Origin of the sequence: Kosakonia quasisacchari (genome assembly GCF_004331415.1) — a bacterium.
Classification (GTDB): domain Bacteria; phylum Pseudomonadota; class Gammaproteobacteria; order Enterobacterales; family Enterobacteriaceae; genus Kosakonia; species Kosakonia quasisacchari.
Genome location: NZ_SJOP01000021.1, coordinates 59,304 through 76,112, shown reverse-complemented (window position 1 = coordinate 76,112; position 16,809 = coordinate 59,304). Strand labels below are relative to the sequence as shown.

Annotated in this window: 17 protein-coding genes; 9 read left to right on the top strand and 8 right to left on the bottom strand. The window is 55.4% G+C overall.

What is annotated here, in order from left to right; all coding sequences use genetic code 11:
- Window positions 1–2: 2 nt before the first annotated feature.
- Window positions 3–905 (bottom strand): LysR family transcriptional regulator, encoded by a 903-nt coding sequence (locus E0L21_RS19855; protein WP_131412521.1) that lies wholly within the window; start codon window positions 903–905, stop codon window positions 3–5.
- A 104-nt stretch (window positions 906–1,009) separates the two neighbouring features.
- On the opposite strand from E0L21_RS19855, the gene E0L21_RS19850 reads away from it, so the two are divergent.
- The 3 genes from E0L21_RS19850 (at window position 1,010) to nepI (ending at window position 3,476) form a co-directional block, all read left to right on the top strand.
- Window positions 1,010–1,462, top strand: coding sequence for a DUF1198 domain-containing protein (locus E0L21_RS19850; RefSeq protein WP_131412519.1), 453 nt, complete (start codon window positions 1,010–1,012; stop codon window positions 1,460–1,462).
- 96 nt (window positions 1,463–1,558) lie between these two features.
- Window positions 1,559–2,092, top strand: coding sequence for an SRPBCC family protein (locus E0L21_RS19845; protein ID WP_131412517.1), 534 nt, complete (start codon window positions 1,559–1,561; stop codon window positions 2,090–2,092).
- A 199-nt stretch (window positions 2,093–2,291) separates the two neighbouring features.
- Window positions 2,292–3,476 carry a purine ribonucleoside efflux pump NepI gene (nepI, locus tag E0L21_RS19840; RefSeq protein ID WP_131412515.1) on the top strand — a complete coding sequence of 395 codons (1,185 nt, stop codon included), beginning with the start codon at window positions 2,292–2,294 and terminating at the stop codon, window positions 3,474–3,476.
- 10 nt (window positions 3,477–3,486) lie between these two features.
- Here the strand turns inward: nepI and E0L21_RS19835 are convergent, their stop codons facing one another.
- The 6 genes from E0L21_RS19835 to E0L21_RS19810 form a co-directional block, all read right to left on the bottom strand.
- Window positions 3,487–4,389, bottom strand: coding sequence for an EamA family transporter (locus tag E0L21_RS19835; protein ID WP_131412513.1), 903 nt, complete (start codon window positions 4,387–4,389; stop codon window positions 3,487–3,489).
- Window positions 4,390–4,503: 114 nt separating this feature from the next.
- Window positions 4,504–5,883: a carbohydrate porin gene (locus E0L21_RS19830; RefSeq protein ID WP_131412511.1), complete on the bottom strand. Its 1,380-nt coding sequence runs from the start codon at window positions 5,881–5,883 to the stop codon at window positions 4,504–4,506.
- Window positions 5,884–6,031: 148 nt separating this feature from the next.
- Window positions 6,032–6,343: a PTS lactose/cellobiose transporter subunit IIA gene (locus tag E0L21_RS19825; RefSeq protein WP_131412509.1), complete on the bottom strand. Its 312-nt coding sequence runs from the start codon at window positions 6,341–6,343 to the stop codon at window positions 6,032–6,034.
- 6 nt (window positions 6,344–6,349) lie between these two features.
- Window positions 6,350–7,738 (bottom strand): glycoside hydrolase family 1 protein, encoded by a 1,389-nt coding sequence (locus E0L21_RS19820; RefSeq protein WP_131412507.1) that lies wholly within the window; start codon window positions 7,736–7,738, stop codon window positions 6,350–6,352.
- Between the two features lie 37 nt (window positions 7,739–7,775).
- Complete coding sequence (locus E0L21_RS19815; protein ID WP_020455796.1) at window positions 7,776–9,104, bottom strand: PTS cellobiose transporter subunit IIC; 1,329 nt, start codon at window positions 9,102–9,104, stop codon at window positions 7,776–7,778.
- Between the two features lie 12 nt (window positions 9,105–9,116).
- Window positions 9,117–9,431 carry a PTS sugar transporter subunit IIB gene (locus E0L21_RS19810; RefSeq protein WP_131412505.1) on the bottom strand — a complete coding sequence of 105 codons (315 nt, stop codon included), beginning with the start codon at window positions 9,429–9,431 and terminating at the stop codon, window positions 9,117–9,119.
- A 293-nt stretch (window positions 9,432–9,724) separates the two neighbouring features.
- Between E0L21_RS19810 and E0L21_RS19805 the strand changes: the two genes are divergently transcribed.
- Window positions 9,725–10,681, top strand: coding sequence for a LacI family DNA-binding transcriptional regulator (locus E0L21_RS19805; RefSeq protein ID WP_131412503.1), 957 nt, complete (start codon window positions 9,725–9,727; stop codon window positions 10,679–10,681).
- On the opposite strand, the gene E0L21_RS19800 is transcribed toward E0L21_RS19805, so the two are convergent.
- Entirely contained in the window at window positions 10,652–10,882 is a 231-nt protein-coding gene (locus E0L21_RS19800) for a hypothetical protein (RefSeq protein WP_131412501.1), read from the bottom strand. The two genes, E0L21_RS19805 and E0L21_RS19800, sit on opposite strands and share 30 nt — an antisense overlap.
- A 151-nt stretch (window positions 10,883–11,033) precedes the next feature.
- Here E0L21_RS19800 and E0L21_RS19795 point away from each other — a divergent pair, with 151 nt between their 5' ends.
- From E0L21_RS19795 to E0L21_RS19775, 5 genes are read left to right on the top strand one after another with little or no spacing between them, the layout of a single operon-like run.
- On the top strand, window positions 11,034–12,737 hold the full coding sequence (locus E0L21_RS19795; RefSeq protein ID WP_131412499.1) for an ABC transporter substrate-binding protein: 1,704 nt from the start codon (window positions 11,034–11,036) through the stop codon (window positions 12,735–12,737).
- A gap of 47 nt (window positions 12,738–12,784) precedes the next feature.
- Window positions 12,785–13,744: an ABC transporter permease gene (locus E0L21_RS19790; RefSeq protein ID WP_131412497.1), complete on the top strand. Its 960-nt coding sequence runs from the start codon at window positions 12,785–12,787 to the stop codon at window positions 13,742–13,744.
- Window positions 13,744–14,691, top strand: coding sequence for an oligopeptide ABC transporter permease (opp4C, locus tag E0L21_RS19785; RefSeq protein ID WP_165501935.1), 948 nt, complete (start codon window positions 13,744–13,746; stop codon window positions 14,689–14,691). Before E0L21_RS19790 ends, opp4C begins: the two co-directional genes overlap by 1 nt.
- A complete protein-coding gene (locus tag E0L21_RS19780; RefSeq protein WP_131412493.1) occupies window positions 14,688–15,668 on the top strand; it encodes an ABC transporter ATP-binding protein in 981 nt (326 codons plus the stop codon). Before opp4C ends, E0L21_RS19780 begins: the two co-directional genes overlap by 4 nt.
- Window positions 15,665–16,642: an ABC transporter ATP-binding protein gene (locus E0L21_RS19775; protein WP_131412491.1), complete on the top strand. Its 978-nt coding sequence runs from the start codon at window positions 15,665–15,667 to the stop codon at window positions 16,640–16,642. Before E0L21_RS19780 ends, E0L21_RS19775 begins: the two co-directional genes overlap by 4 nt.
- Window positions 16,643–16,809: the final 167 nt, after the last annotated feature.

Genomic DNA, 16,809 nt, shown 5'->3' with positions numbered 1-16,809 from the left:
GCTTAACGCTGGCTGATATCGAACAGCAGGTTGCGTAGCCACTGATGCGCTGGATCGCGGTGGCTGCGTTCGTGCCAGGCCAGGGTTTTGGTAAACCCCGGTATCGGCAAGGGCACTTCTCGTATGCACATACCTGGCGTCAGGCTGGCAAGGCGTTGCGGCACCACGGCAATCATATCGCTGACGGTTAAAATTTCCGGCAGGATCAGGAAGTTATTCACCGATACGCCTACGTGGCGGCTTTTGCCTATCGTGGTCAGTGCGTTATCGGCCACGCCGCGAAAACGTTCGCCATCCCATGACACCAGCGCATGTTCCAGCGCGCAAAAGCGATCAAGCGTTAGGGAACTTTGCGCCGCATCCGGGTGGTCGGCACGCATCATGCAGACAAAACGCTCCTCAAACAGCGCCCGGCTGTGCAGCGCTTCCGGCGTGCTGTGCGGTGTCATTAACGCCGCATCCACTTCGCCACGCTCAAGCTGGCTCACCAACCGCTGTGGCTGCACGGGTTCAACGCGGATGCGAATCCCTGGCGCGTGCTTTTTCAGCTCAGCAATAAACGGCACGATCACCACTTTTAGGGCATAGTCTGTCGCCGCCAGCGTCCAGATAAACGCGGCGCTAAGCGGGTCAAAGGCGGTGGGTTCCAGCAAGTGCTCGATATCCGCCAGAATCTGTTTAACCGGTGCCGCCAGTGCCTGCGCACGTGCCGTGGGCATCATGCCATGCGGTGCGCGGATAAACAGCGGGTCGGCAAAATAATCGCGCAGGCGCGTCAGCATGCCGCTTACCGCCGGTTGCGTCAGCGAAAGCCGGGCGGCAGCGCGCGTGACATTGCGTTCATCAAGCAGGGCATCCAGCGTTTTCAACAGGTTAAGATCGAGGTTTCTGATATCGTTATTCATGATAGTGACCAGCCAGAGCGATAATAAAGATTATCGCATTTACGGCTGTCCGTAGCGGGTAATTTCCCCGTATGATGAGCCTCTTTTGCGCTTCGGGAGCGGTTATGATTTGGTTGATGTTGGCAACGCTGGTGGTAGTTTTTGTGATTGGTTTCAGGGTATTAACCTCTGATTCGCGTCGCGCGATTCGCCGCCTCACCGACCGACTCAACATCCAGCCCGTGCCAGTGGAATCGATGATTGATCAGATGGGAAAAACCGCCGGTGGCGAATATCTGAGCTATCTGACGCGCCCCGACGAGGCACACCTGCAAAACGCCGCCCAGGTGTTACTTATTTGGCAGGTGTCTATTGTCGATAGTAGCGAGCAAAACCTGGTTTACTGGCATCGGTTGATGCAAAAAGCACGGCTGGCAACGCCCGTCACCGATGCGCAAGTGCGCCTGGCTCAAGGTTTTTTGCGCGAGCTGGAACCGGACAGAGCCGATCTGAACAACTTCCAGATGCGCTATAACGCGCTGTTTATGCCCGAAGAGGGCGTTCACTGGTTGCACTGATATCACACGGCGTGATGATGCTCATCAAAGATAGTCATTAGCTTTATACCACTCAGCGGCGCAAAGTGGCCTCGTTCATCCATGACGAGGTACACCATGACTCAATCCCCGACCCAAAGCGCCATTGTCTGGCCGCACGATTACCTGCCGGGCACCACCGATAACTTTGCCTCCAACGAAATCATTGTTGCCGGGCTAACGGCACAAGACATTTGGGCACAACTGAACGACACCCGCCTGTGGCCGACCTACTACAGCAACGCGCAAGATATCCGTTTCCAGGATGGGAGCGGCCCGTTATTAAGCGCCAATGCCCGTTTTTGTTTCACCACTTTTGGTTTTCCGGTCGACGCGCAGGTGTGTGAATATGTTCCGCCTGTTGAAGGTCAGGCTGCGCGTATTGCCTGGCATGGCTGGGTTGAAGGTGATGCGGCGTCGCGTCTGGATGCGATTCATGCCTGGCTGTTTGAGGATTTACCCGGCAACCGCGTGCGCATCCTGACGCAGGAATCGCAAACCGGTGTTCCGGCGCAACAGTTGGCGAGCGCGGTACCCAACCCGATGATCAATGCTCACCAGGAGTGGATTGTCGGCCTGGCAACGGCGGCGCGTAACGCGCGGGAAAAATAACACTCGGTGCTGCTGACGCGGTATAAAACCCGCCGCCGTCATGCCACGATACCCGTTACGGTATGCGCACTGGCCAGCGCGCTTTCGGCCTGGTGGTTGAGTTCATCGCCGAAACAGAGTTGCCAAATTGTTAATTGCGTCACAGATTTTGAATGTTACACTGCGCGACCTTCACGAATAAAAACTAAGCAGGTAACTAATGAGTGAGCAATCTGTGGCGCCCTCTTCAACAGATGCGGTAAGCCGCCCGAACTGGTCGGCGGTTTTCGCCGTGGCATTTTGCGTGGCCTGCCTGATTACTGTGGAGTTTTTGCCGGTAAGTCTGCTCACGCCAATGGCGCTGGATCTGGGCGTTTCGGAAGGTCTGGCCGGGCAAACCGTCACCGTGACGGCGTTTGTCGCCATGTTCGCCAGCCTGTTTATTACCAATGTTATCCGCGCTGCCGACCGCCGCTATGTGGTGATTGCTTTTGCGGTGCTGCTGACTCTCTCTTGCCTGCTGGTGTCGTTTGCCACCAGTTTTACCCTGTTGCTGCTGGGCCGCGCCTGTCTTGGTCTGGCGTTAGGGGGTTTCTGGGCGATGTCGGCGTCGCTAACCATGCGGCTGGTGCCGATGCGCAGCGTGCCAAAAGCGCTGTCGGTGATTTTTGGTGCGGTGTCGATTGCACTGGTGATCGCGGCACCGCTCGGCAGTTTTCTTGGTGGCATCATTGGCTGGCGTAACGTGTTTAACGGCGCTGCGCTGATGGGTGCGGTCTGTATCATCTGGGTGTGGCGGGCATTGCCATCGCTGCCGGGGAAAACCGAACACCACGAGAACATGTTCGGCCTGCTCAAACGCCCAGGCGTACTGGCCGGTATGATCGCCATTTTTATGGTTTTCGCCGGGCAGTTTTCGTTCTTCACGTATATTCGCCCGATTTATACGAACCTCGCCGGGTTTGACGTCGATGGGCTGACGTTAGTGCTGCTGAGCTTCGGTATCGCCAGCTTTGTCGGTACATCATTCTCTTCGGTGGTAATGAAACGCTCGGTGAAACTGGCGTTGGCGCTTGCGCCATTAACCCTGGCAATTAGCGCGCTGGTGCTGATTCTGTGGGGGAACGATAAGGTTGTCGCGGCGGGCATCGCCATTATTTGGGGGCTGGGTTTTGCGCTGATCCCGGTGGGTTGGTCGACGTGGATCACCCGCACGCTTGCCGATCAGGCAGAAAAAGCCGGTTCCATTCAGGTGGCGGTGATCCAGCTTGCCAACACTTGTGGCGCGGCAATTGGCGGTTTTGCGCTCGATCACTATGGTTTGCTCTCGCCCTTGGTGCTTTCCGGTAGTTTGATGCTGTTAACGGCGCTGCTGGTGGCCGCTAAAGTGCGGGTAAAAGCGTAAACCAGTCGGCTTATGCGGCGCGTATTTTGCGCCGCGAGTCCCAGGAAATCAGCAAGACCGACGAGACAATCAACAGCGTGCCGAGCCAGTCCGGCAGCGAAAACGCCACACCGAGCAGCGCCACCGAAAGCAAGGCGCTGCTTAGCGGTTCGGCGCAACTCAGAATGCTGGCTTTCGACCCGCCAATCATCTGTGCGCCTTTCAAATAGAGGCTAAACGTCAGCGCGGTGCCAATCACCACCAGGTAGAAAAAGGCCATCAGCAAGCGGCCATCAACCACAAAATCATTCCCCTGCCCGCCGAAGAACGGCGTCAGCATCAATCCTGCCAGCAACATACTCCAGCCGACGATCGGCAACGTGCCGTAACGGGCGATAAGCTGCGAAGGATAGGTAGTGTAAAACGCGGCGGCAAAGGCCGAGACAATGCCCCACAGCAGTGCTTCAGGCGAAATAGACAGCGAGGTCAGGTTGCCGTGCGTCACCAGTAGAAACGTGCCGATAAGCGAGGTGACAATCGCTGACGCCACGGGGAAGGTGGGCCGCGCTTTGCGTACCAGTGCAAACCACGCCACGATAATGGTCGGCGAGAGGAATTGCAGCACCGTCGCGGTGGCGGCGTTGGATTTTTCTATCGTCAGCAGGAAAGTGAGTTGCACGGTCAGCGCGCCAAACAGCGAGAAGAACAGCAGGCTAAAGGCGTCTTTACGATTTTTCAGGATGGCGAAAAGTTTGTCACCGTGGACAAACGACAGCGTTAACAAAATCACCCCGGTGAACAACAGCCGCGTCATGGTCAGCCACGGCGAGGAGATATGACTTTTTTGCATAATGTACTGCGCGCAAACCCCGGAACTGCCCCATAAAACCGCGGCTGCCAGCACGTAAAACATCCCTTTTTTGCTCGAACCCATGTGCTAACCCAACTCTGTGATGCTGATGACTTATCGTAAGGCCGCGCATCATAACACATGTACAGAGTTTAACCGGAGGCGGCATGAGGGGGGACCGCCTCCGGTTTTGTTACCTTACCACCAGGCTTCCCACATCGCGCCGATGTTGAACGAATCAAGCGTAGAGTCGTTGGTGCCGTTCACGCGTGCGGTGCGTTTGTTATCCACTTCGCCGCCGGTCACGTAGAAGCGCAGCATCGGGCGGAACTCTGGTCCCATCGCGATAGAGATGTTCTGCGACAGGGTCGCTTTCCAGCCGTGGTTATCGCCGCCGTCATCATAATCTACACGCTGATAACCCAGTTCCAGCCAGGTGGAGTGCACATCGTTCCACCAGTGCATCGGGCGAACAATCGCGCCATAGTTGCGGCGGTTATCCGCTTTGTTGGCGCTGTTGTCGTAATCGTGGAACGCCAGCAGGTAATCTACCTGAGTCTGACGGGAGAATTTGTAGCTGCCTTCGAAGCTGGCGTAAATCGCGGTCAGATCGTCGGTTTTGTTGAATACGCTGTTATCGGCGTTATCGGAGTAGCGCGCGATCAGTTTGTTAATGCCGTGATCGTAGGTATGACTCAGCACCGCGCCGCCTTGCCAGGCTTTCAAGCGGGCATCGCTTTCAATCGCTTTCGAGTCAAAGCCGTAGTTGGCGTAGATTTCCAGATCCAGCGGGCCGACTTTCATCCCGTGAACTTTGGAGGTCAACGCATAGTTACCTTTATCGCCGACGTTGGAGCCACCAGTACAGGTGATGCGCGACGGGTTGGCTTCATCTTCCAGTACTTCCGGGCTACAGGATGCAACCGAACCGACAGCCGCAACATCAAACTTCACGCCGCCGATATCGAAGTTTTTCACCCCGGCACCCTGGCCGTCGTGAGTCATCCAGAAGTAGTCGTTAATGCCTTGTTGTGGACGCTGGTGGAAATCACGTCCTGCCCAGAAGTAGGCGTTCGGGTTGGATGCCAGCAGGTTGGTCACCCCGGCATAGGCTTTTTTCAGGTTAACTTCGTCGCCCCAGTGGTCGAACATCACGTTGACGTCCCAGATAGCGCCGTTTTCGCCTTTAAAGGCTTTGGAGAGCTGGAATTCACCGCCGTTGCCTTCGTTGCCCAGACGACCAATCGCTGACGCGCCATTATAAGAGCCATCAACGCCAACATATTTCTGATCGCCAGACTGGAAGTGCGCGCCATAACGGGCGTACCCGCTAAATTTCAATCCGTAAGGCACCGCCAAATCCGGGGTTTGCGCCGCGCTTTGCGGTTCCACCACCACATCCGCTTTTTTATTCACGGCGGCATCCATTTTTGCCTGACGTTCCGCCAGCGCTTTATCCACCGCCTTGGCGACGATGGCATCGATTTGCTCTTGCGTGAACTCTTGTGCGAAGACGGAGCCAGAGCAAAGAGTGGCCGCAACCGCCAGCGCCACTGGAAGTTTTTTATTAATTCTCATGGTTATCTCAATTTAGTAAGTTATTCTCAGACAATAACCATCCCGGGTGACCGGGCAGAGATTATTGCCATCACCATTACGAACTGCTTTTATTTTATAAATGCGGGTACAGCTTAATTAAGATTTACCGTAATCAATTCTCCGTTAATTATTGCCGATATAAAGTGTGAAGCTGAATTATCTCTTCGGATAACTCACGTGCTAATAATGACGTCATTAAATGATCCTGCGCATGCACCATAATTAATGTCATCGGTTGCCGGGCTTCACCTGCATCCTGTTCGATTAATTTGGTTTGCATTTGATGCGCCTGGCGCGAGTAGCCATCCGCTTCCTTCAGCAACTGGCGCGCTTCGTCAAGATTTCCTGTCCTTGCCGCGCGCAGCGCTTCAAAGCACAGGCTGCGCGACTGTCCGGCGTTGACGATAATTTCCATTACCGCTTCTTCGAGTTCAACCATTGTCATTTAATCCTGATTAAAACCATTATTTTCAGCGGTGGCGGCAAACCACTCTCCACTTTTCTTAATGGTACGTTTTTGTGTCGCCAGATCTAATTGCACAAAACCGTAGCGGTTTTTATATGCGTTACACCATGACCAGTTATCAATAAATGTCCACATATGGTAGCCAAGGCAATGACACCCTTCGCTAATTCCTTTATGCAGCCAGATAAGATGATCGCGAACAAACGTAATGCGATAACTGTCGTTTATTTGCCCATCTTCAATAAAACGCTGTTCGTTCTCGACCCCCATACCGTTTTCGGAAATAAAACAGCGTGGGTTACCGTAATTGATGCGTAAGTTGGTGAGAATATCGTAAATACCTGGCTCATAAATTTCCCACCCACGATACGGGTTCATTTTGCGCCCTGGCATTTCGTAATAATCAAACAACCACTCCGGCATAAACGGCGCGTCGGGATTGACCGCGCTGTCCCGGCACTTTACCCGCCGTGGCTGGTAATAGTTAATGCCGAGCAGATCGATTTTCCCTTCTGCAATCAGTGCGATATCGTCCGGCTGGCAAGCGGGCAGCTGGTCATACTCTTTCAGCAGCGCCACCAGATCAGCGGGATACTCGCCGCGCAGTACCGGGTCGAGAAAACTGCGATTGAACAGCAAATCGGCATAGTGCGCCGCTTTCACATCCGCCGGGTGCTGCGAACGTGGATAGGACGGCGTCAGGTTCAACACAATGCCAATCTCACCGGCGTAAAACCCGGCGCGAAACGCTCTCACTGCGCTGGCATGCGCCAGAACTGTGTGGTACGCCACCGTTGCCGCACGTTTAAAATCCACCACGTTCGGGTAATGGAAATCGTACAGATAACCGCCCTCTACCGGCACAATCGGCTCGTTAAAGGTGAACCAGTGATGCACCCGATCACCGAACAGCTCGAAACAGATTTGTGCGTAGCGGCTGAAAGCCTGTACCACTTCCCGACTCTCCCAGCCGCCTTTTTCCTGCATCACCATCGGCATGTCGAAGTGAAACAGCGTGATAAACGGCGTAATACCCTGCGCCAGCAGCTCGTCGATGACCTCGTTATAGAACGCCACCGCTTGCGGATTCACTTCGCCGTCGCCATCCGGGATCAGCCGTGACCAGCTGAGTGAGGTGCGAAAGCTGTTGTGCTTGAGCTGCTTTAACAGCGCGATGTCCTGCCGCCAGTGGCGATAAAACGTCGAGGTTTCTTGCGGCCCAATTTGCTGGTGAAAGCGCCACGGCTGGCTGGCGTGCCAGGCATCCCATGTTGTTGCGCTTTTACCGCCTTGCTGGCTTTCCCCTTCGGTTTGCAGCGCAGAGCTGGCGCTGCCCCACCAGAAGTTTGCGGGAAATACGTATTTCATTACCGACTCCTTTTCGTTACTGCTAATGCATTACGGCTTAGTTACTGCGGACGGTTTCCGTCATCGGCGCGCTGCTCTGCGCTTTTTCTTCTTCTGCTTTCATTAATGAATGCTCGTAAGCACGCAGGAACGGCAGATACATCAGGGCGGACATCACCATACAAATCAGGCACATCACCACCGGGCTAAATGCCCAGTTCGCCGCCCAGGAAGCACCGATAGGCGCAGGCGTTGTCCACGGTGTCAGGGAGACGACTTGCGCCAGCAGACCCATTTTGGTGGCGGTGTAAGCCAGCACGGCGTTCACCAACGGCACGCAGACAAACGGCACAAACAGCATCGGGTTCATGATGATCGGTGCGCCGAACAAAATCGGTTCGTTGATGTTAAAGAAGCTCGGTACGACGCCCATTTTGCCGATGGTGCGCAGATGCGCGACGCGGCTACGCAGCAGCAGGAACGCCAGCGGCAGGGTGGAACCGACGCCGCCAATCAACAAGTAGTGATCCCAGAAACCTTGCAGATAGACGTGCGGCAGCGCAGCGCCCGCAGCCAGTGCAGCCTGGTTGGCGGAGAGGTTTGCCATCCAGAACGGGTTCATGATGCCGGTGACAATCAGCGAACCGTGGATACCGGCGAACCAGAAGATCTGGCACAGCAGTACGGAAAGCAGAATGGCAGGCAGGGAATCGGACGCGGAAACCAGCGGTTCCAGCACGTGCATGATCGCCTGCGGCAGGATCATGCCGGTTTGCGCTTCAATAAACAGGTTCAGCGGGTGCAGCGTACCAATGATCACCAGTACCGGAATGAGGATTTCAAACGAACGGGCAACGCCGGTCGGCACCTCTTTTGGCAGGCGAATGGTGATGTTGTGCTGCTTAAGCCAGGCGTAAACGCGGGTGGAGTAAATCGATGTCAGCAGCGCGGTGAAAATGCCCTGGCCGGAGAGATACTGGGTAGAGATTTTGCCATCGGCATACGGTGCGGCAACCAGCAGGAATGCCATAAACGCCAGCAGGCCTGTCATCACCGGGTCGAGGTTAAACTGGCGACCCAGGCTTGCACCAATCCCGACGGAGATAAAAAAGGTCATTACCCCCATGCTGAGGTTAAACGGCAGCATCAGCTGTGCGCGGTATTCGGTGGAGAAATCGAGCCACGCGCGGGCGAAACCAACGGTGGTGTCAGCGGAAAACGGCGGGAAGATAAACACCAGCATAAACGAGCCGATGATCATAAACGGCAGTGCGGCGGTAAAACCGTCACGAATAGCGATAACGTACTTCTGTTGCCCGAGGCGACCGGCCAGCGGCGTAATGCTTTGCTCAATAACCGTAATCATTGATTGATATAAGGAACTCATAAGAACACCTTTTTAATGCGCCGCTTCTATGAGCGACAATGCATAGTCCAGTACCTCGTTGCCACGTTGCATTCCGTAGTCCATCGGGTTGATGGGTTGGACCGGAATACCCTGAGCGGCGGCCTTTTCTGACAGCGTATTTAGCATGTATTTGACTTGCGGTCCGAGAAGCACGACCTGGTAACGCGGAAACTGCATGTCGAATTCCGCTACGCCATACGCATCGATCTCTACCGGTATATCGCGTTCCTTCGCGGCTTCCAGCATTTTCCTCACCAGTAAGCTGGTGGACATACCGGCTGAACAGCACAACATAATCCTGAACATCGTTAACCATCCTCGAAGTGTAAAAAGTTATTGCGGGGACGATTGGATATCATATGGAAACCGGTTTCCATTTATTCGCCACAGAAGTGTGATAGCAGTCAATGTCTGTGAATTATCTGATGCTGTTATTGGATTTGCGTCACGGATTTTGGCACTCTGTTGAGAACAAAAAGCGCAAAATGGAAAATCGGTTTCCATCAAAAAGCGAAACCGTTATACTGCGTGTGGTTATATATTAGCCGTTGAAGTATTTAGATTTTGCAGGTGCAATGTGCGCCTGTCAGGGGAGAAAGATGTCTACAATCAACGATGTATCACGTTTAGCTGGGGTGTCGAAAGCCACAGTCTCACGGGTGTTGAGTGGTTCGCGCGGCGTTAAGGAAGCCAGTCGCCTCGCGGTGCTGAAAGCGGTCGACGAGCTGAATTATCGGCCCAATGTTATCGCGCAGTCATTGCTCAGCCAGTCGACAGGCTGCATCGGTGTTATCTGCGCCCAGGACAATATCAACCAAACCACCGGCTACCTTTACGCGCTGGAAAAGCATTTAAGCCAGAGCCAGAAACATCTGCTGCTGCGCTTCGCCAATACCAAAGCGGAAGTGATGAGCGCGCTGGATGAGCTGACCTGCGGGCTATGCGACGATGTGCTGATTATCGGAGCGCGTTTCCCGCTCAAAATTGACGACGAAAACGTCATCCTGGTGGATTGCGTAGAGTCTGCTGACGCCACACCCAACTGTATTCAATTTGATCACGCCTTCGCCGCCGAAACGGCCTGCAACTACCTGATTAGCCAGAGCCGCCGACAAATTGCGCTGATCCACCCGCGCACCGCCGCAGCCGATCAAGTGCTGCACGGCTATAAGCTGGCGCTGGAAAACAATTTTCTGCCGTTTAACCGCAACCTGGTGTTTATGGATGACACCACTTCCTCTGTTGCGTTACAGGTGCTGCTCAATAATGCCACAACCCTGAATTTCAACGCCTTATTGGTGGCGGACGAGCAGGAAGCCCAGCGCGTGATCCCGCAATTGCAGGCGTTTAATAAATCGGTACCGGGCGACATTATGGTATTCAGCCTCGCCGGTTCGCTGCATTTGCCGGGCATTCCTACCATTCCGGCTATCGAATATTCGATGGACGCGATGGCGGCGCGCATTGTCGCCTGGCTAAATGAAAAAACGCAGAGCGTGCTGGGCGCTTACCGGGTGCGCGGGGATTTAATTATTCCCGATGTCAGTAAACGCTAATCGCTTTTTTGAAAGCCTCCGGTCGGGGGCTTTTTTATTACCTTCGTTAAAGTACGTTCTTTTTTCGCAAAACGCCGTTACGGTTTGCTTTGCTGTCAGATGAAATAAATTCCTTTCTTCCCGCCAGTCTGTCGGAAAAAAAACATAAAGGGTATTTTCCCCGGGCTCAACTTCCCCCGCGCAGCGCGGGTTATCAGCCATTTAGCTAAATCCCGCCAATCGTTAGCCATAAGTTTGCTAAGGACGTTTTGTTCTAAGCCATACGTTTTCGTTGTTAGACAGGGTGCGGTGCGGCTCTTATCGTTCGTCATTATTTGTAAATTCCACGCAATCATTTGATGAGGGAGCAATTTTGGTCAGCTTCGTGAATAGCTTAAAAACAAAACCCACGCGCTTCACCCTCGCGCTGAAAATCGCGCTACTCAGCAGTGTGGTGGCGTTCTCGTCTGCGTCGTTCGCCGATGAGATCTTAAAAGAAGGCATCACACTGGCGACAGATGCCAGCCAGATCCCGGCGGCGGCGAAGCTGCGCAAAGACACGGTGGTGGCCGGTATTTCGGAGCCGCAGGGGATTTTTAACCCGTACTTCTTCGTCAATGGTTGGGATGAAAACGTCACCAACGTCATCTTCTCGCGCCTGATCGACTGGGACAGCCACGGCAAACTGGTGCCGGGCCTGGCCGAAAGCTGGACGGTTAGCCCGGACAATAAGGTTTACACCATCAAGCTGCGCCCGAACCTGACTTTCAGCGACGGCTCGCCGCTGACTGCCGAAGACGTGGCCTTTACCCTGACGGTGCTTTACGACCCGAAATATGATGGCGACACGGATATCACGCTGGCGAATATCGCGGGCGGCGCGGAATACAAAGCCGGGAAAGCGGACAGCGTCAGCGGCCTGAAGGTGATTGACCCGTTAACGCTGCAAGTCACCACCACCCAACCGGGGGCGACGACGTTGGCGAAAATCGGCGGGCCGGTGCTGTCCAAAGCCTATTACGGCAAGGGCTATCAGCGCGGTAACCTGGATTATCTGCGTACACTGCACGGCAAACCGCTGGGCAACGGGCCATATGTCTATGAGAAATACATTCCAGGCCAGGAGATTCGTTTCCACGCCAACACCCATTTCTACCGTGGAACACCACCGACGCCGCGCTTTATCTACCGCGTGACCAATCCGTCCACCAATTTCCAGCTATTCCAGACCGGCGAGACGGACTACGACGCGTTCACCTCGCGCCCGGATGATATTGAACAACTGAAAATGCTCGGCTTCGCCAACATCAACCTGTACGGTTCCAGCGATTACAGCAAAGTGGAATTCAACGTGCGTCGCCCGGCGTTGCAGGATGTGAAAGTGCGCCAGGCGCTGATTTACGGCCTTGACCGCCAGAAGCTGATTGATGTGGTGTATCAGGGTTACGGCAAAGTGGCGATTGAGCCAATTGCGCCGATTTCCTGGGCCTATAACACTGACGGGGTTAACCCGTACAAATTCGACCCGGCGCAGGCGAAAAAACTGCTGGATGACGCGGGCTGGAAACCAGGGCCGGACGGCATCCGCGTGAAAGACGGTAAACGCCTGGAACTGACCTTGCTGGTGAGCAAGAAAGTGCTGAACGACGCGCTGATCCCGATTGCCAAAGAGAACTGGCAACAGATTGGTGTGCTGCTGAAACCACAGGTTGTCGACTTCAACGCCCTGATGGCGCAGCGTAAAGCGGGCAATTATGACCTTGCCTCCTTTAGCACCAGCACGTTAAACGATCCGCATGACGGCGTGTGGGATTACTACAGCACGGAAGCGAAAGAGTCCGGCTATAACAACCCGCAGGTCGATAAGCTGATTAACGAAGCTAACGCAGTGCTGGATGTGGAAAAACGTAAGCCGATTTACCACCAGCTGTATAAAGTGCTGGCGGATGATCCGCCGGTGATCCTGCTGGGCAACCGCGAGATTTTGTCGGCCAGCAGCGCCCGCGTCACCGGTTTTAAACCGGATATCTATAACGGCCTGACCGGCAGCCTGCCGGATGTGAAAATCGTCAAGTAACACCATCACAACTGCCGGGGTTTCCCGGCAGTTGCCATGAGAGCGCTATGCGAAATTTTATCCTGAGGCGGCTGCTGCAAACCGTGCCAATGCTGCTGCTGGCTTCGCTGATTATCTTCATGCTGTTTGCCAAAACGCCGGGCGACTTTATTGACGGCAACATCACGCTGACCGCCGCCCGCGCCGCTGAACTGAAAGCCATTTACGGTCTCGATCAACCGCTGTTCACCCGCTATCTGCACTGGCTCGGCCAGTTGTTACGCGGTGATTTAGGCTTCTCTTTGCAATACCAAATCCCGGTGAGTCAGTTGCTTAACCAGTACATCTGGAACTCGTTCCTGCTGGCAAGCGTGGCGCTGGTGTTTTACTGGGGTATTGGCCTGGCGGTAGGTATCGCCTCGGCGCTGAAACCCAACTCGCTGTTCGATCACCTGGTGAGCGTGGTGGTGTTCGCCGCCATGTCCTTTCCGACCTTTTTCCTCTGCCTGCTGCTGATTAAGTGGTTTGCCGTGGATCTGCACTGGCTGCCTGTCGGCGGCATGACCAACACCGGCAGCGACGAAGGCGGCTGGGCGTGGGTGATGCAGGTGGCGGCGCACCTGGTGTTGCCGGTGCTGGCGCTGGTGATGTTGCAGGCGGGCAGTCTGACACGCTATTTCCGCGCCAGTATGCTGGATGTGGTGAAGATGGATTTTATCCGCACCGCGCGCGCCAAAGGGCTGCGCGAACGGACGGTGATTTTTAAACATGCGCTGCGCAATGCACTGCTGCCGATTATCACTCTGCTCGGATTTGAACTGCCGGGGCTGTTTTCGGGCGCGATTATCACCGAAAAAGTGTTTAACTGGCCGGGTGCGGGGCATATTCATATCGATTCGCTGGCGGCGCGCGATTACCCGGTGCTGATGGGCTTTACCCTGTTCCTGGCGGTATTAACCATTCTCGGCAACCTGATTGCTGATGTGCTTTACGCGTGGGCAGATCCGCGTATTCGGGTGAGGTCGTGATGTTCGGTTCGCTTTTTTCAACCAACCGCCGCCTTCGTAAAGCGGAAATCCCGGCGCTGGCGCAGGCCACGCCTTCACCGTGGCGGCAAGCCTGGAAAGCGCTGCGCCATAATCATTTAGCCATGTTGTGCCTGTTTTTGCTGGTGGTGATGACGGTCTGGTGTGTGATTGGGCCGGTCTGGTCACCGTGGAAAAACGACGCCACCGACGCCCTGATGATCAACAAGCCCCCCGGTGCAGAGCACTGGCTGGGCACCGATTTTCTGGGTCGTGATGTCTATACCCGCCTGCTGCTGGCCGGGCGCATTTCGTTGATTATCGGTCTGCTGACCATGTTGCTCTCCGTGGCGCTCGGCTATCTGCTTGGCGCGGTCTCCGGCTACGCGGGCGGCTGGACGGATAAACTCATCATGCGTCTGGCGGATCTGGTGATGACCATTCCGAGCTTACCGCTGCTGATTGTTGCCGGGGCGATGCTGTCGGAGCTCGATTTCTCCGCTGAATCACGCATCTATATGGTGGTTATCATGCTCAGTTTGCTGGAGTGGCCGAAGCTGGCGCGGCTGGTGCGCGGGCAAATTCTCTCCCTGCGCGAGCGTGATTTTATGCTGGCGACGCAAGTGCTGGGCTTGTCGTCGCGTCGCCGTCTGTTTGGTCACTTGTTGCCAAATACCATCCCGATTCTGGTGGTGATGGCGACCATGGCGGTGGCAAACGCCATCCTGATGGAGTCCGCGCTGAGTTACCTCGGGCTTGGCGTGGTACCGCCCACGCCATCGTGGGGCAACATGATGGATGCCGCCAACAGCCTGATCGATTTTCAGCGCCGCCCGTGGCTGTGGATGCCGCCGGGTATCGCTATTTTTATTACCGTGATTGCGATTAACGTGTTGGGTGACGGCCTGCGCGATGCGCTGGATCCGAAGATGAAACGGAGCGTGAAATGAGCGAACCGCTGATCACCTTTAATCAATTGTCCCTCTCTTTTGCCGGTGAACAGGGGCGCGTGCGCGCCGTGCAGGAGGTGTCGTTCACCATCAACGCCGGGCAAACTATCGGCGTGGTGGGCGAGTCCGGCTGCGGCAAAAGCGTGACCGCTATGGCATTGATGGGTTTGCTGCCGCCGCAAGCGGCCCGCATCGACGGTGGGCAAATTCTGTTTCAGGGCACGGATTTGCTGCGCCTGAAGCCGTCAAAAATGGCGGATCTGCGCGGCAACCAATTGGCGATGATTTTCCAGGAGCCGATGACCGCGCTTAACCCGGTGCTGACCATCGGCGAGCAGTTGTGCGAACCGTTGATTCGCCATCGCGGCGAAACGCCAAAAGCCGCATGGGCGCATGCCACCCGGTTAATCACCGAAGTGGGGCTGGCGCGGGCGGAGAGCCTGATGAGCAGCTATCCGCATCAGCTTTCCGGCGGCATGTTGCAACGCATCATGATTGCCATGGCGCTGAGCTGCCAGCCCAAACTGCTGATCGCCGATGAACCAACTACCGCGCTGGATGTTACCGTGCAGGCGCAAATCTTGCGGCTGCTGCGCGATCAGGCGCGGGCGCATGAGATGGCGCTGATGCTGATCACCCATGATTTAGGCGTGATTGCGCAGATGGCGGAGCATGTGGTGGTGATGTACGCCGGGCGCATTGTTGAACAAGGCCCGACGGCCGATGTGCTGCGTAACCCGCTGCATCCGTACACCAAAGGGTTAATCGCTGCACGCCCCATTCCGGGCGAGCGCCGGCGTCGGCTTTACTCCATTCCGGGCCAGGTGCCGGATCTCGCCGCGCTGCCGCCGTACTGCGCCTTTTACGATCGCTGCGAACGGGCGACCGAGCAGTGCCGGGTGGGGATCCCACCGCTTATCGGCCAAACGCGGCAAGCCGCGTGTATTCACAGTGCGTTAGTGGAGCCAACCGCATGAGCCAGCAATATGTGATTGAAGTGGATGGGCTGAAAAAGCACTTCCCGCTGCGTGACGGACTGTTTGGCCAGCAAACCGGAGAGTTACGCGCCGTGGACGGCGTCAGTTTTAAGATTCGCCAGGGGACGATTTTCGGGCTGGTGGGTGAGTCCGGCAGCGGTAAAACCACCGTTGGCCGCACCTTGCTTGGGCTGTACGACAAAACCGCAGGTAGCGTGAAGTATCACGGCCAGGAGCTGCAAGACCTGAGCGCGAAACAGATGCGCGCGCTGCGTCCGAAAATCCAGCTGGTGTTTCAGGACCCGTACAGTTCGCTGAATCCGCGTATTCGCGTGGGCGATGCGATTGGCGAAGCGATGCTCGAGCATAAGCTGTGCAGCCGGGCAGAGCTGCGCGACAAGGTGCTGGACGTGATGAAGATTTGCGGGCTGGCGCCGCAGCATTACAACCGTTTCCCGCACGAATTTTCCGGTGGTCAGCGCCAGCGTATCGGCATTGCGCGCGCGCTGATCCTCAACCCGGATTTCATCATCGCCGATGAGCCGATTTCGGCGCTGGATGTCTCCATTCAGGCGCAAATTATTAATTTGTTTGCGGATTTACGCGACGATCACGGCGTGACATTCCTGTTTATCTCCCATGATTTGGGCGTGGTGGAGCACCTGTGCGATGACGTCGCGGTGATGTACCTCGGGCAACTGGTGGAAACCGCCAGCCGCGATACGCTGTTTAACCGGCCGCTGCATCCTTACACCCAGGCATTGCTGGCGGCGGTGCCAACGCTCGACCCGGATAGCGAACCCGTCGCTGTGGTGCAGGGGGAAATTCCCGATCCGTCGCGCCCGCCGTCCGGCTGCCGTTTCTCGTCGCGCTGCCCGCTGGCAACCGCACAATGCCGCGCTGAAATCCCCGTGCTGCGTGAGGTGGAGCCAGGACATCATGTGGCATGTCATTTGGTGGGAATAGCAAAATAAATAATGGTCTTTTTATTTCTGGCTGGCGTTACATAACCAGCCAGAAATAGAGAAAATAATCTCTCCACTACTGCCGATAATTGATATTTATATTTTTAAATAAGCGCGGCGGTAATTTAAACGGTCAGTGATTGTCGTTGTAAATAACCGTTTCGCTTATATTAAGA

Coding starts and splice junctions, on each gene's coding strand:
- E0L21_RS19815 (WP_020455796.1), bottom strand. CDS start 9,104: ATGAGTTCCTTATATCAATCAATGATTACGGTTATTGAGCAAAGCATT.
- opp4C (WP_165501935.1), top strand. CDS start 13,744: ATGTTCGGTTCGCTTTTTTCAACCAACCGCCGCCTTCGTAAAGCGGAA.
- E0L21_RS19820 (WP_131412507.1), bottom strand. CDS start 7,738: ATGAAATACGTATTTCCCGCAAACTTCTGGTGGGGCAGCGCCAGCTCT.
- E0L21_RS19835 (WP_131412513.1), bottom strand. CDS start 4,389: ATGGGTTCGAGCAAAAAAGGGATGTTTTACGTGCTGGCAGCCGCGGTT.
- E0L21_RS19830 (WP_131412511.1), bottom strand. CDS start 5,883: ATGAGAATTAATAAAAAACTTCCAGTGGCGCTGGCGGTTGCGGCCACT.
- E0L21_RS19810 (WP_131412505.1), bottom strand. CDS start 9,431: ATGTTCAGGATTATGTTGTGCTGTTCAGCCGGTATGTCCACCAGCTTA.
- E0L21_RS19850 (WP_131412519.1), top strand. CDS start 1,010: ATGATTTGGTTGATGTTGGCAACGCTGGTGGTAGTTTTTGTGATTGGT.
- E0L21_RS19775 (WP_131412491.1), top strand. CDS start 15,665: ATGAGCCAGCAATATGTGATTGAAGTGGATGGGCTGAAAAAGCACTTC.
- E0L21_RS19790 (WP_131412497.1), top strand. CDS start 12,785: ATGCGAAATTTTATCCTGAGGCGGCTGCTGCAAACCGTGCCAATGCTG.
- E0L21_RS19780 (WP_131412493.1), top strand. CDS start 14,688: ATGAGCGAACCGCTGATCACCTTTAATCAATTGTCCCTCTCTTTTGCC.
- E0L21_RS19805 (WP_131412503.1), top strand. CDS start 9,725: ATGTCTACAATCAACGATGTATCACGTTTAGCTGGGGTGTCGAAAGCC.
- E0L21_RS19825 (WP_131412509.1), bottom strand. CDS start 6,343: ATGGTTGAACTCGAAGAAGCGGTAATGGAAATTATCGTCAACGCCGGA.
- E0L21_RS19845 (WP_131412517.1), top strand. CDS start 1,559: ATGACTCAATCCCCGACCCAAAGCGCCATTGTCTGGCCGCACGATTAC.
- E0L21_RS19855 (WP_131412521.1), bottom strand. CDS start 905: ATGAATAACGATATCAGAAACCTCGATCTTAACCTGTTGAAAACGCTG.
- nepI (WP_131412515.1), top strand. CDS start 2,292: ATGAGTGAGCAATCTGTGGCGCCCTCTTCAACAGATGCGGTAAGCCGC.
- E0L21_RS19800 (WP_131412501.1), bottom strand. CDS start 10,882: ATGGCTGATAACCCGCGCTGCGCGGGGGAAGTTGAGCCCGGGGAAAAT.